The sequence below is a fragment of the Acinetobacter baumannii genome, from assembly GCF_009759685.1.
GTDB classification, from domain to species: domain Bacteria; phylum Pseudomonadota; class Gammaproteobacteria; order Pseudomonadales; family Moraxellaceae; genus Acinetobacter; species Acinetobacter baumannii.
The window spans coordinates 3,317,742-3,332,167 of the sequence record NZ_CP046654.1 but is presented as its reverse complement, the minus strand read 5'-3'; the positions used below and the strand labels follow the sequence as shown (position 1 = coordinate 3,332,167).

At 37.2% G+C, this 14,426-nt stretch carries 13 protein-coding genes; 6 read left to right on the top strand and 7 right to left on the bottom strand.

Annotated elements, in window-relative coordinates:
- Positions 1–171: 171 nt before the first annotated feature.
- The 6 genes from GO593_RS15945 (at position 172) to GO593_RS15920 (ending at position 6,743) form a co-directional block, all read left to right on the top strand.
- Positions 172–2,307 (top strand): TonB-dependent siderophore receptor, encoded by a 2,136-nt coding sequence (locus GO593_RS15945; protein ID WP_001025140.1) that lies wholly within the window; start codon positions 172–174, stop codon positions 2,305–2,307.
- A gap of 62 nt (positions 2,308–2,369) precedes the next feature.
- Complete coding sequence (locus tag GO593_RS15940) at positions 2,370–2,669, top strand: hypothetical protein (protein ID WP_000047695.1); 300 nt, start codon at positions 2,370–2,372, stop codon at positions 2,667–2,669.
- The gene (locus tag GO593_RS15935) at positions 2,662–4,218 is read left to right on the top strand and encodes a PepSY-associated TM helix domain-containing protein (RefSeq protein ID WP_000548738.1); all 1,557 of its coding nucleotides are present in this window, start codon (positions 2,662–2,664) and stop codon (positions 4,216–4,218) included. The genes GO593_RS15940 and GO593_RS15935 overlap by 8 nt, the downstream gene beginning before the upstream one ends.
- Positions 4,215–4,511 carry a hypothetical protein gene (locus tag GO593_RS15930; protein WP_000971118.1) on the top strand — a complete coding sequence of 99 codons (297 nt, stop codon included), beginning with the start codon at positions 4,215–4,217 and terminating at the stop codon, positions 4,509–4,511. The genes GO593_RS15935 and GO593_RS15930 overlap by 4 nt, the downstream gene beginning before the upstream one ends.
- Positions 4,512–4,649: 138 nt before the next feature.
- A complete protein-coding gene (locus GO593_RS15925; RefSeq protein ID WP_000011876.1) occupies positions 4,650–5,537 on the top strand; it encodes a sulfite exporter TauE/SafE family protein in 888 nt (295 codons plus the stop codon).
- A 96-nt stretch (positions 5,538–5,633) separates the two neighbouring features.
- Positions 5,634–6,743, top strand: a complete 1,110-nt coding sequence (locus tag GO593_RS15920) for a 3-deoxy-7-phosphoheptulonate synthase (protein WP_000572396.1) — start codon at positions 5,634–5,636, stop codon at positions 6,741–6,743.
- Between the two features lie 76 nt (positions 6,744–6,819).
- Here the strand turns inward: GO593_RS15920 and GO593_RS15915 are convergent, their stop codons facing one another.
- From GO593_RS15915 to mtlD, 7 genes are all read right to left on the bottom strand, one after another.
- A complete protein-coding gene (locus tag GO593_RS15915; protein ID WP_000187515.1) occupies positions 6,820–7,563 on the bottom strand; it encodes an adenosylcobinamide-GDP ribazoletransferase in 744 nt (247 codons plus the stop codon).
- A 106-nt stretch (positions 7,564–7,669) separates the two neighbouring features.
- Positions 7,670–9,238 carry a histidine-type phosphatase gene (locus GO593_RS15910; RefSeq protein ID WP_001023029.1) on the bottom strand — a complete coding sequence of 523 codons (1,569 nt, stop codon included), beginning with the start codon at positions 9,236–9,238 and terminating at the stop codon, positions 7,670–7,672.
- A 124-nt stretch (positions 9,239–9,362) separates the two neighbouring features.
- Positions 9,363–9,962, bottom strand: coding sequence for a histidine phosphatase family protein (locus GO593_RS15905; protein ID WP_001051583.1), 600 nt, complete (start codon positions 9,960–9,962; stop codon positions 9,363–9,365).
- A complete protein-coding gene (gene cobT, locus GO593_RS15900) occupies positions 9,955–11,010 on the bottom strand; it encodes a nicotinate-nucleotide--dimethylbenzimidazole phosphoribosyltransferase (RefSeq protein ID WP_001104733.1) in 1,056 nt (351 codons plus the stop codon). The genes GO593_RS15905 and cobT overlap by 8 nt, the downstream gene beginning before the upstream one ends.
- Positions 11,011–11,012: 2 nt before the next feature.
- A complete protein-coding gene (cobU, locus tag GO593_RS15895) occupies positions 11,013–11,531 on the bottom strand; it encodes a bifunctional adenosylcobinamide kinase/adenosylcobinamide-phosphate guanylyltransferase (protein ID WP_000939717.1) in 519 nt (172 codons plus the stop codon).
- Positions 11,519–12,145 (bottom strand): 2'-5' RNA ligase family protein, encoded by a 627-nt coding sequence (locus GO593_RS15890; RefSeq protein WP_005144038.1) that lies wholly within the window; start codon positions 12,143–12,145, stop codon positions 11,519–11,521. The genes cobU and GO593_RS15890 overlap by 13 nt, the downstream gene beginning before the upstream one ends.
- A gap of 104 nt (positions 12,146–12,249) precedes the next feature.
- Entirely contained in the window at positions 12,250–14,397 is a 2,148-nt protein-coding gene (gene mtlD, locus GO593_RS15885) for a bifunctional mannitol-1-phosphate dehydrogenase/phosphatase (RefSeq protein WP_001983874.1), read from the bottom strand.
- Positions 14,398–14,426 lie beyond the last annotated feature (29 nt).

Genomic DNA, 14,426 nt, shown 5'->3' with positions numbered 1-14,426 from the left:
TCAATCTTGAACTTGATCTATATGTACTTACCAAGAGCGGCCACAGCACAAGCTATCTAAAATTACACTCATTCACCATCTTTTAATCTAAATTAACAATGCAATTTGAATTGTAGCTTACATTTACAAACAATAAAATAAATGAGAATTATTTACATTATCTTTAATCTTATGAATATCCCACCTCGATCATTTAAGCTTACCGTAATCGCCTGCGCGATTTGTTATGCAAACCTCACCTATGCCCAAGATGCACAGGTACAAGCTTTACAGACAATTCAAGTTAAAGCATCAAATGCTGAACAGTCTTCTGAACAAACTAAAGCATATAATGTTAAAAATTCGAGTAGTGCAACCAAGCTTAATATTGAGGCTAAAGAAACTCCTCAAACCATTAACGTCGTTACTCGTCAGCAAATAGAAGATTTTGGTCTTACTAGTACTCGCGATGTTTTAAAAAACACCCCTGGTGTAACAGTATCTAATCAAGAAACTGAGCGAACTACCTATATGGCTCGTGGCTTTGAGATTTCAAATATATTAACTGACGGCGTGGGTTTTCCCCTCTCAGGTTATAACTATAACAATACGAATCCTGATACTTATTTCTATGATCGTGTAGAAGTAGTTAAAGGAGCTGACTCGTTAACTAATGCCTTTGGCGATCCGAGTGCAACCATCAATAATATTCGAAAACGTCCAACACAAGAATTTCAAGCAAGCGGTGGTGTAAGTTACGGTTCATGGGATACGCAGCGCTATGAAGCTGACGTATCTGGCTCAATTCTACCAAGTGGAAAAGTACGTGGCCGTATTATGGGCTATGAACAAACTGGTGATTCTTACCTAGACCGATATTCTGCGGAAAAAAACGGCTTTGCTGGTATTGTTGAAGCCGATTTAACAGATAGCACTTTACTTACCGCAGGTTATAGCCAAGAACAAAATAAACCTAATGCAAACAACTGGGGTGCACTACCTTTATTAGATGCCAACGGTAAACAAATTTCCTATGACCGCTCATATAATCCAAACCCTGATTGGGCACATTGGGATAATGAGACACAAAATGCTTTTGTTGAATTAAAGCAAAAACTTAATGACCAATGGAATGCTAAACTGACTTACAACTATCTTGATACGAAGCATAATAGCCGTCTTCTCTATTACTATGGTTATCCAAAATCTGATGGGTCCGGTGTTTCTCTAACGCCTTGGGGTGGACAAGAACATCAAGAAAAACATGCTGTAGATTTTAATCTCGAAGGGACCTATAAGCTATTTAACCGAGAACATGAAGCAACTCTAGGCTACAGCTATGTACGTAATCATCAACAAGATAAACAATCTACAGGAACGATTAACGATAGTAACGTTATAAAGTCAACTACTACCGATTGGGCAAGTTGGACACCGCAATCTATAACTTGGTCAGATTTCACAGAAGCGGCCAACTATAAACAAAATATTAACTCAATTTATGCCGCGACACGTTTACATCTTAATGAAGATTTAAAACTTTTACTTGGTGCAAACTATGTTCAAGCTGAGAGTAAAGGCGAAAGTTATGGCTCACCAATGTCATATAGTGAAAGTAAAGTTTCTCCATATGTCGGACTAACCTATAATTTTACACCTGAATATACGGGTTACATGAGTTATACCTCTATTTTCCGTCCACAAACTGGTATTGATAAAGATACCAATCAAGCTTTAAAACCTATTGAGGGTAAAAGCTATGAAATGGGTGTAAAAAGCTCATGGCTAGATGACCGTTTAACAGGCACACTTTCAGTATTTAAAACTGAACAAAACAATTACCCTTTACGTAACTCGGATGGAAACCCACTTAACCGAAAAGTACCAACGAGTGATCTAGAATCGCAAGGTGTAGAAGTCGGTCTATCAGGTCAAATTACTGATAACGTAAATCTTTCTCTCGGCTATGCTCAATTTAGTATTAAAGATACTAAAAATGGTGGCGAAGCAAGAACATACAATCCAAACCAGACACTTAACTTGCTAACTACCTATACTCCGCCAGTTTTACCTAAGCTTAAAGTTGGTGCAGGTTTACAGTGGCAAGATGGGATAAAGTTATATGACTCAAATGTAAACGGTACGATCAAACAAGATGCATATGCTTTAGTCAATTTAATGGCAAGCTATGAAGTCAATGATCATATTACGCTTCAAGCAAATGGTAATAATATTTTTGACAAGAAATATTTAAATAGTTTCCCAGATGGGCAGGCTTTTTATGGTGCCCCAGCCAACTATACAGTTGCTGTAAAGTTTAAATATTAATAGCGTAGCCAATCCCAATTTGGGGTTGGCTTTCTTTTTTATTTTTTTATGTGTCAGTAAATATGTCCAAAACTTTAAATCTTCCCATGTTATATCGCATAAAAGTTTTCTATCGATTCTTAATTGTTTTCGGTATGGGTTATGCCTGTATGGCGTACTTAAGTCTTGGACTAACTGAAATTTTCCATTTGAACTTAGACAAGCCAGAAGCTATCTATTTGGCGGCCTTCATTTCTATTTTGTTTTATGTATTTTTCGCGATTGTTGGTTTCTGCATCCAATCATTATTGCGACTGACCATTTTATCAATCGCATTATTTGCCCTTTTCTTTATTGTGACACGGACGGTAAGTTATGCATAAAGGTATACGTCAATCTATGGCATGGCTCCACTCGTGGACTGGTTTAATTTTTGGATGGCTCGTATTTGCTATTTTTTTAATGGGAAGTTTGTCTTATTACCGCCATGAAATTAATTTGTGGATGCAACCACCCCTTGCACAATTTGAAATAAAACAAGATGTGGCAATTAAAACGGCATATCAATACTTACAAGAACACGCTTCAGATGCTAAATCTTGGTATTTAACTGTTGCTACACCTGAAAGTCCGGTGAATACGATGTATTGGGAAAAACCAGATGGTAGTTATGGAAATGCAACCCTCGATGCAAACACTGGTCAAGAATTAAAACTTTCTGCGACTGAAGGCGGTGACTTTTTCTACCGTTTCCATTATCAACTTTTTGGTGTCCCGATATTAATTGGGCGGTTGGTCGTATCTTTAGCAGCTTTTATTATGTTGATTGCGTTAATCTCAGGCATTATTACTCATAAAAAAATCTTCACCGATTTTTTTACCTTGCGCACCTTTAAGTCGCAGCGCTCATGGTTAGATTTTCATAATGTTTCATCTGTTATTGCACTGCCCTTCTTTTTAACAGTTACTTTTACTGGCTTGGCTATTTTCTTCTATTTATATTTACCTTGGGGAATGCAAAAACTCTATCCAGAGAATCCATATCAATATTTCAATGATATACGTACAAAAACAGTCACAGAAAGTACAACACCGCATCCTGCACAGAATTTACCAGTTGAAAAGCTATTAGCCCAACTTAAACAGCGTTGGGGAAATCAAACTTTAGCAACCATGAGTGTTAAAAACCCAAATACGAATCAGGCTCAAATTACGTTTATTCAGCAAGAAGACCATTCTATTACCCGTAATCAAGCACAAATCACATTAGATGCTACAACCGCTAAAGTCTTGGGTGATACACGTAATCATAGTCCTATTGCCACACTTTATGCAGGAGTATATGGTCTACATATGGCAACTTTTGCTCAGCCTCTACTTCGTTTAGGATTGTTTTTCTCTGGCATTTTAGGCTGTGTAATGATTGCCTCTGGCTTGTTGCTTTGGAGCCTTAAACGCCAACTTCAAAATAAAAATAGTAAGTTTCATTTCGGGCACTATTTAGTTGACCGTTTAAATGTTGCTACCTTTGTAGGTTTGCCTTGTGCAACTCTTGCTTATTTGTATGCGAATCGATTGTTTACTGTCACGGCCCCCACTGTTAATTATGAAATTTATAGTTTCTTCTTCGTGTGGCTCATGAGCTTTATTATTGCGCTCATCACTAAAAAACAATATTTATGGCAAACTCAGCTAGGTATTTTTATTCTGCTTAGTATTGCACTCCCTGTCTTGAATATAAGTTATTTACTAAAAAACAATTATATTCAAAACTTTAGTAGTTATTGGGATTTTGCACGTATAGATATATTTTTCTGGTTATTTGCAGCTCTAGCCCTTTTTATATTTCTTAAAATTAAGCCTATTCAACATAAAGCTTCAGATAAAATTCAAAAAAACCTGAGTAAGTTAAATATTGAGGTGAATTCATGATGTTCTTTGTGTTTGTCCTGACTTTACTAGGCATGTATTTACTATTCATATCGACTGAAAAATATCGCTCACCGAAATCAACTGGTCATTTCAAACCTTTAGCTCAAAAATATTATTCATTGTTGAGGATATTGGCCTTTTTACTATTTGCGTTGAGCGGATTTATTCTCATCAAAAAATATGGTTTTTCAATTGGTTTTGTCAGCTGGTGGATCTTTGCAACCCCCCTTACCTTTTTACTGATACTTTGGCTTAATCCATTGAGAGCTTTAAAATCATCATCCAAGTCATGAATTTGAATAAAATTTCATCAAAATAGGCTTTTTTTTGATTGCTTAGCGTTTTTTTGCATAAGTAAATCATTATTCATGACAACTGTTTATCTCTAAAAGGAATAAGATATCTGCGTTTCGTGATAAGTGGCGATAAAGATGTCTGGTGCTTTTGAATTTATCTTGGCAGGTATGTTAGTTGGCTTCTGTGTAGGTATTACAGGAGTTGGTGGTGGATCATTAATGACACCAATTTTAATTGGTCTTTTTAGGATTGAACCGCATATCGCAATTGGTACTGATCTACTTTACGCCGCGATCTCTAAGTTCTGTGGATCGATGGTTCACGCAAAAAAACTTAATATCGTGTGGCCGATTGTTTTATGGTTAGCGGTCGGTAGTATTCCGGCATCTTTTGGTACTGCGTGGGTACTTGAGCATTATTTAAGTCAGTCAACTCATTATAAAGCTGTATTAACCATGGTATTAGGCTTTATGTTGACCTTAACTGGTGTTTCTATCATTTTCCGTACTCGGATTGAAAAGTTCTTTAATAAATTCCGAAATAAAGAGAATACTCAAACTGAAAATGAGCAATTAGCTGTTCAAAATAAACGTACCTATATTGTGATTATGGGTATTATTTTGGGTGTATTCGTAACACTATCATCAGTCGGCGCTGGTGCCTTTGGAATTATGGCACTTGTAATCATGTTCCCTAACTTACCAATGATTCGTATTATTGGTTCCGATGTCGTACACGCTGTACTCTTAACCCTAGTCGCAGGTCTTGGGCATATGAGTGCCGGTAATGTCGACTTTGTGCTGCTTATGTGGTTATTAGTAGGTTCAATTCCGGCAATTATTATTGGAACATTAATTAGCTCACGTATGCCGGAACGTTTAATTCGTAAAATTTTGGGTATTACACTATTTGCTCTTGGTGTTAACTTTATGGTCCACCCAGTCAAAGCCAAACCAAAAGCAGCTGTGGTACAACAACAAGCAGTAGTTGCTGAAAAAACAGGCAACTCGACCGAAAGATAGTAAAATCAATGGGATTTTTCCAAACTGAATTGCCATGAGATGTAGTATTTTCATAATTATTTCATGGTATATTCAGTACACAAAACAACCTTTAGTATGATCGAACCAGTGACAGCAATGACTACACATTCAAATTCCGTTTCCAAGCCAGATATCGACGACGTTAACATTAAAAGCATCCAAACTCTTGTAACACCAGCTGAGCTTAAATCAGAACTTCCGTTATCTGATGTTGCTTCACAAACTGTTCTAAAAGGCCGCGAAACTATTCGTAATATTTTAGATGGTTCAGATAAACGTTTATTTGTCGTTATTGGTCCTTGCTCTATTCATGATCCAAAAGCTGCTCACGAATATGCTGATCGCCTAAAAGCGCTAAGCGAAAAGGTTAAAGATACTTTATATCTAGTTATGCGTGTTTATTTTGAAAAACCACGTACTACAATTGGCTGGAAAGGCTTAATTAATGATCCGGATATGAATGACTCATTTAACATCGAAAAAGGTTTACGTATTGGCCGTAAACTTTTGCTTGAGTTAAATGAAAAAGGTTTACCTTGTGCAACTGAAGCACTTGATCCTAACTCTCCACAGTACTATCAAGACTTAATTTCTTGGTCTGCGATTGGTGCACGTACAACCGAAAGCCAAACTCACCGCGAAATGTCTTCTGGTCTATCATCACCAGTAGGTTTTAAAAATGGTACAGACGGCGGTTTAACTGTCGCAACCAATGCCATGCAGTCTGTTAAATATGGTCATAGCTTCTTAGGTCTTAACGAAGACGGTCAGGTTTCAATCATTAATACAAAAGGTAACCCTTATGCACACGTGGTATTACGTGGCGGTAACGGTAAACCAAACTACGATGCTGGTTCTGTTGCAGAAGCGGAAAACGCTTTAGCGAAAGCAAAAGTGAGCAACAAAATTATGATTGATGCAAGCCACGCTAACTCGAATAAAGACCCGTACTTACAGCCGCTTGTTCTTAAAAACATTACTGAACAGATTTTAGACGGCAATAAGTCAATTGTAGGTATTATGGTTGAAAGTCATCTAAAAGGTGGTCGCCAAGATATTCCTGACAATCTTTGTGACCTTGAATATGGTAAATCAGTAACGGATGGTTGTATTGACTGGGAAACTACTGAAAAGACATTGCTTGAAATGCATGAAGCTTTAAAAGAAGTTTTACCAAAACGCTAATTCATCTTTTTAAGATTGAAAATTAAGTCCTCATTTTTTGAGGGCTTTTTTTATTTTATTGAGGTGGAATTTAACATCAAACTAAATAAAAATAACTTACGACAAAAGTAAACATCAGTACAGTTTCTCCTATTTCAATCGCTGCACCGACGGTATCCCCTGTAATACCGCCAATCCTTTTTATAAACACATGTCTTAAATAAACAAGACTGATTAAAAAACCAATGATGGCAATAAGCCCTTGCCACTCCCAATACAAAGGTAATAACAGAACGAACCCAGTTATTATCCATGAAGCAGTTTTGGGTAAATGGTCTGTCAAAGAACGGCCTAAGCCTTTTTCGCGGACATATGGTGTAGTTAAAAACATAATAGATGGCACCACACGCCCAAGGATAGGAATGCATATTAAAAATAAAGATTGATGCTGTTCAATCAACACATAAATCAGTGAAAATTTGAGCAAACATATGATAACTAAGCTGAGGACTCCAATTGGACCACAACTTGGATCCTTCATGATTTGTAAAGTACGTAGTTTATCTCCAAAACCACCTACCCACGCATCGGCAGTATCTGCTAGCCCATCTAAATGCAATCCGCCCGTTAGCCAGATCCATAAAGCGAGTACGATTGCAGCAAGTAAAAGAGCGGGTAATTTAACAAAAATACAGGTAACAAGAAAAAGTATGCCCCCAATAATCAGACCAACTAGAGGATAAAACAGAATAGCTCGACTATTTTGTTGCGCCGTTGGTATTGTTTTTAGCTCAATAGGCAGAACAGTTAAAAATTGCAATGCTATCCAAAAAGGTGTCATATCCAAGTCTCTAACTGGTCTATATTTAAAAACAAATTGAATTATGAAGAAATAAAAATGGGAATAGCAATCCCTATTCCCATTAAAGACTTCAAAAACTGAAAATCTATTGCATTTGATAGCACTGTTTCAATTTGATGTAGTCGTAGTAAAAACTGGTTGGTGTATAACGTGCATAGTTACATGCAGATTTGAACAAAGTTTCTTTTTCGTTATAAAGCATTTTTACCAAAGTATTGCCTTGGCTATTTTGGTAAATATCCCACTGTACATTTGCCGCCATAGGTGAAACTACTTCACCACGCCATGCACTTGTCGAGTAATTATAAGTCTGGCGTAGTGGTAACGGCTGCATCATATTATGCAAATCTAGGCTGGTTGCTAAAGGAATAATAATTTCAGCATGGGCAAACCGTAAAACTGCTTTATAAGGTTGGGCTTTATTCACCACAGCATCAACTTGTTGGAACAGATCTTGTTTAAGTCCTTGGGCGATTTCACTGGTGACTTGATTTGATTCTGTAAAGCTTGGGCCTTTTTCGTAAAAATCATTGGCGTCATTAAATTCAGCATAAAATTTTGCGGCTTCCAAAGGCATATATTTATCAAAATCAATACCTTTTAACTCATCTTTCATACCACCAGAAATTGAATAGAGTTCATAAATATAAGCCGCTGCATCAACTGCGCTGGCAATTGTATTTTTCCCCTTACCTTTTTCTGTAATTTGCTCACCTTTCGGCGAAGTTACTGTAAATGATCCGGCATTGCTAAAGCTATAACCAGTGGTATCGAGCTTTTTAATGAAGTCAGCTTTAAAAATTGGGCTGAGTACCAGTTGGGCAGTTTTTTCAGCCTGAGTATTTTTTGTTAACTCATCTAACTTTTGAGCTAAATCTTTATTATTTTCTTCAAAATCTTGATAAGCCTGACTTGCATCATAAATTTTTTGTTGGCTAACACTCAATGGTTGAGCTAAGTCTTCGTCTGCATTCAAGCTATGAAAATAAAGTTTAAAACGATCAACGCCGCCATCTTCAACACTCGGCACGTTTTCACTTGATAAATTGGTATAAGACAATGGAACAATTTTATCTTTCAGTTGGGGTTGTTGTTTAATGAGTTCAGCAGTGAAAAATTTAGCACTATCTACCGCACGGTCTACTCCAGAACTTTGTACCAATATAGACGCCTGCGCATTTAAAAGAGTTGGCAAGCGCTGTAATAATCGATCGGCAATACCGCGGTGTTCTAAAATACCTGTCATGGTTTCATTTCCATAACCGTACTGACGGATCCCTTCAACACCATAACCTAACAAAATATTCGCTTTCATCATTGCTTCTAAATCAGCACCTAATTGCTCACCTAGTGGCGTTAAGGCATTTTCAGCTTTCGCCTGTTTCCATAAATTATAAAGTGCTAAATCATATTTCAGACTTGATAAACCTCTCGAACCGTGACGTGCCACTAACTCTGTAAAAACTGGCTGGAACCCAGTCGGCGCTTGTTCATAGCTTTTTAAGTCTTGTTGAGGTTGGTAAGGCGTTTTCGTTTGATAATATTTTGATGGGTTTGTAGATGGTGCAGTTTGAGCTTCTTGATCATCATTGTTATTACAAGCCGCGAGCAATAATGATGCTGCAAGCACAGTTGTTTTAAATAAAATATTCATAAGCCAGATGTGTGATTAATAAGAAATGCCAATAGCTTAGATACTAGCAATGACAGTTATATTACACAGGCTAAAATAACATTTTAAAAATAATAACTTACAAGTGTATAAAAATATAAAACTACTATCTTAACTTAAAAGTTAATTGACCATCTGTTTCAAAAAATTCGAGTGAATATAATTTTCCAAGCTCTGCCGGCATTTTAAGTAAGTCATCTAGAGGCTGTTGTCTGGCTAAACAAGCCAATAGCTTAATGACACCTCCATGAGTAATAACTAAAGCATGCTGTAAGTTTTGCTTTTGCATCTGCTCCAGCAAATTCTGAAAACCTTTAAGAACCCTTGTTTGAAACTGGTTTAATGTTTCTGCGCGAGGTGGACAATATTGACTTGGTTTTTGCCAAAAGTTTGCCAATAATTCGGGTGAGGTTTCATAAATTTGCTGAGTTGAGACGCCTTCCCATTCACCAAAATACATTTCTTTTAAGTCATGATTTACAAGTAAAGGGAGTTCTGCTGTTTTGGCCAGTTGCTCAGCAAAACAAGCACAACGTTTTAATGAAGAGCTTACAATGACATCCCATGTCTGGTCTGTAACTTGCTCAATGGTTGCCTGCATTTGCTGCCAACCTTTTGCTGTTAACTTATCATCTAAATGGCCACGTAAGGTATGGCTATACTGGCTTTCTCCATGTCTGAGCAAATCAATCCTAAATTTAGCCAATTTTATTTCCGCTTACAGCCGCTTGAGCGAAGGTAGCCATTTGGTTATGTAAAGCGCAAGCCATTTTAACCAATGCCAAAGCAGCGCCAGCACCACTACCTTCACCCAAACGCAAATTCATATTTAAAATCGGCTCAGCATTGAGTTCTTGTAAAATACGGCGATGTCCATATTCAGCCGATTGATGACCAAAAAGCATCCAGTCACGCACTTGAGGATTCATCCGCACAGCACATAAAGCGGCTACAGAACTAATAAAACCGTCTACAATCACAGGTAAACCCACTTGCGCACAGCGGATATAAGCACCTGTAATTGCCGCAATTTCCAAACCACCTACAGCACATAGTGTTTTGAAGACATCACCAATGACATGTTTATGATGAAGTTCAATTGCTTTTTCAATTACTTCAATTTTATGTCTTAACTGATCAGCACCAATTCCTGTACCTACTCCAGTCAATTGCTCGGCAGTATCATTTAATAAAAGGCATGCTAAAGCAGAGGCAGAACAGGTATTTCCAATCCCCATTTCACCCGCAATATAAATATCTGCTCCATTCGCTTTAGCAGTATCTACACTTTTTTTCCCTAACTCTAAGGCAGCACGGCACTCGTCAGCATTCATTGCAGCTTGTTTGGCAAAATTTGCTGTGCCGGCACGAATACAATGACGTTCAACACCTGCATATTCGTATGCTTCGCCTGCTGTACCGCAGTCAATCACTTGCAAATGAGCTTGATGATATTTAGCAATGACACTAATTGCCGCACCGCCAGTTGTGAAGTTTTGCAACATTTGACGAGTAACAGCTTGAGGATATGCAGAGATATTTTCTTCAACTACGCCATGATCACCTGCAAAAATTGTAATCCATGGATGGTTAACTTGTGGATGCGTATTTGACTGTAAACTGGCAAGTGTGATTGCAATCTGCTCTAGATCCCCTAAAGCACCTGTAGGTTTGGTAAGTTGGAGTTGATGTTGCTCAGCTTGTTGTTTTGTATCTAAATTAGGTTGCTGCACAGATTGTAACCACCAGTTCATTTTTATTTCTCACCTTTTAAAATCATTGGAAAACCAGCCACACAAAACACAACTTTATCTGCAATTTGTCCTAAAGCCTGATGTAGCCTTCCTGCTTCATCGACAAAACGGCGGCTAATTTCACCTAGTGGCACAACGCCTAAACCCGTTTCATTACTTACTAAAATAATTTCTGACTGAAGTGTGGGTAAAACTCTTAACAGCTGCTCACACTCAAATTGTTGAATGTTTTGATCTTCTAAAAGTAACAAATTGGTTAGCCAAAGTGTTAAACAATCCACCAGAATAATTTGGTTCGGTCGATCAATTTCTTGCAGAGTTTTTGCTAAAAATAATGGTTCTTCAACTAAAGACCAGTGAGCAGGACGCTGATTTTGATGATGGACAATCCGGCTTTGCATTTCTGGATCAAGCGCTTGTGCCGTAGCCACATAAGTGACAGCTAATTGCATAGATATGGCCGTTTGTTCAGCCAATCGGCTTTTACCAGAACGGGCACCACCTAAAATCAATTGCAACATGAATCACCTAAAAACAAATGCTCATACGGATACAGCTGACCTTGTAAAGTTTGGGCTTGATAATAGCCAAAGATTAAATGCTCAACTTTAAGATCAAATTCAGCCTGTGTGTATTGTACAGGTAATTGAGAAATTTTTTGTAAAATCAAATTACTACTATAGTCTTTCTTATACAAACCCAATGTAATGTGCGGACAGTAATCTAAAGCGGCAATTTCATTAGAAACTGTGCCTAATTTTTGCCGTATGTGAGATAAGATATTTTCGGTGTCTTGGACTTCTACAAATAAAGCACTACTAAAGCTATCAACTGAACCAATTTTTAATTGGAATGGTGCAAAATTTTCTTGTTTTAGAACTTTCTTATGCTGCTCAAATTCAGTAAAACTAAAATCATCACCATGAACTTTATTTTCATGGGTCAAGAATCCACATATAAACAGAGTGACATGATATTGACGGTGATTAGGTTCTACTAGAAATTCTGAAAAATACGCACGCAATTGATCTAGATAATGAACTAATTTCTGATCATTAATTTCTAGATACCACAATGTGTAATTTTGACGCCCAAGGTGCCATTCGGGATAATCCCGTATAGGTGTTGGCACCATGAGTGTGGAGGGTTTTAACAGCACAGTTTTAATTCAAAATCATTCAAGTTTTGTATTAAAACATGTTTGCCTTTCAATTGTTGAGGTTAATTCAATAAGCAAGCTCAAACATATTGAGTTGATGTAGTTTTGGTATTGTTCGACTTAATGTCCAAAGGTTGTTTACCTTGTTCAGAAAACAAATATTGGATAAGTTGAACCAACTCAGCCTCAAGCTGTCTTCTTTGAGCTGTACTCAAGTCTAGGTTCTGAATTTGTTGCTGCAGATGTTCAACAGCTTTAGTCTCTTCAATTTCTAAAAATTGAATCGCATAGGCATAACCTAAAGCAGCACCTTTTAATAAGTTTTTATAAGGCAAATCATGACGAATATTCACAGCAATTGATGCCATGACACGTTCATTATGATTGAGTTTGCGTAGTGGATCTCTAGCTACGCGTTGACAAGGATCTTTAAATGCATATTCACATGAGTCTAGAAAACTTTGTGACATTCGATCTAGATCTTTTGCATAGTTAGGTAATACAATAGCAAGTCCCTGCTTCACTTCTGCAATTAAGTTCTCTGCAAATGCTTTAACTAAATGATCACCCATGGCAACACCAATAGATTCATAACCCATTAAAGATGCATACCAAGCAAGCATTGCATGTACACCATTCCATAAACGATTTTTAATGAGTTGAATGTCAGTAATTTGGTCAACCAATACCACCTGACGCAACTTTTCAAGTAAAGGACTGCCTTTCTCTACATAGATTGGCATATCAGTTTCGCTATGGAACAAGATTAAATCCATGCTTTGTAAGATATGTCCCGGCTGGAAATTACGGCGCATGTTATCAACATAGATAGAAGCCTGATTTAGTTGATCTGGAGTTAGTTTATTACAGTCTTCAATTTCGATTTGGTCTTCTTGCTCCACATCTTCTAAATGCTGTTCAAGAAAATTATGTTTAATACGAAGTTGACGATATAAATTCTGATTAGAAAGTTTTGAAACCATGCGATTAACTACGGTGTCGCAAAAGTAATGCTCTTTTAAAATATGCTCGGTTACATCTTCATCGTTGGTTAACTCTAGTAGAGCTTCTTTAAGATGCTTCATAACCAAATATTTCGCACCAACCTTATTTAAAATAATTAGAAAGGTTAAAGGTTCTATACATGTTTCAAGTTGCGAATTAAAACGCGCATATAACCCTTTTGCAATTATCTTTGATTCAGATTCGATCGCTTGCTCAGGCAAACATAATGCAATCAAACTTGAATGAGTATACATCTCTAACATTTGTTGTTCATTGTCAGAATCCACAATGCTCATATTCTCAATACGTTCATCATAAGAAAATTGCCCATAGCGAATACTATAGGTTCCAAACGCATTTACAGCTTCGCGGAAAAGACTATTTCGTGTTGACGCAATTATACGTTTTGGTTTCGTATAACCATCCCAATGTGACAAGATCTGCGCTATATAACCACCGCCAATAGCACCGAAACCATGTATTCCAACAGTAAGCTGATTCAGACTTTGCGGAAAAGGTTCCTGCATTTCTGGCATGTCCATAACAGGGATAAATTGATCAAGATCGGTTAAAAAGTCATACATCTGATCATAATAAAAATGCGCTTTTTCCAGCATTTCATCATTTGGTTCTTTAATATCTTTTAATAAAATCGTTAAACCTTTTGATGTATGTGCTGAAGTTAAACCATTTTCCGAATCTTCAAACATAAGACACTGGTTAGCGTCTAAATGAAGTTGACTAGCCGCTTTTAAAAAGATTTCTGGATGTGGCTTCCCTTGTTCTACTTCATCCCCACAAGTAATGACATCAAAAAATTTATAAACATTTGCATTAATTAAATATTCTTCGGCAATTGCTCTACGGCTTGAAGTAGCCACAGCCATTCTTAAACCAGATTTTCTTAAACGCTCTAGAACTTGAACCAAACCTTTTTTAATAGGCACGCCGTGTTTTCGAATATGTTCTAGTTCCATCTCATCGGCACGTTTTCGAATTTCCTTATATGGAACATCTACTCCGTATAAACGTTGTGCAAGCTTTTCCGCTGTAGTCGCACTTAACCCCAAACATTGCATTAAATATTCGTGTGAAAACTCCTGCCCAATGAGTTCTTGAGATGCCTGTTGCAATGTTTGAAACCGCAACCGTTCAGTATCAAACATTGTCCCATCCATATCGAAGATAGCTCCATGAACAGGTTTTCCATGAAAAATAAGCACGTTTTTACCTCTTTTTTGATCATGTTTTA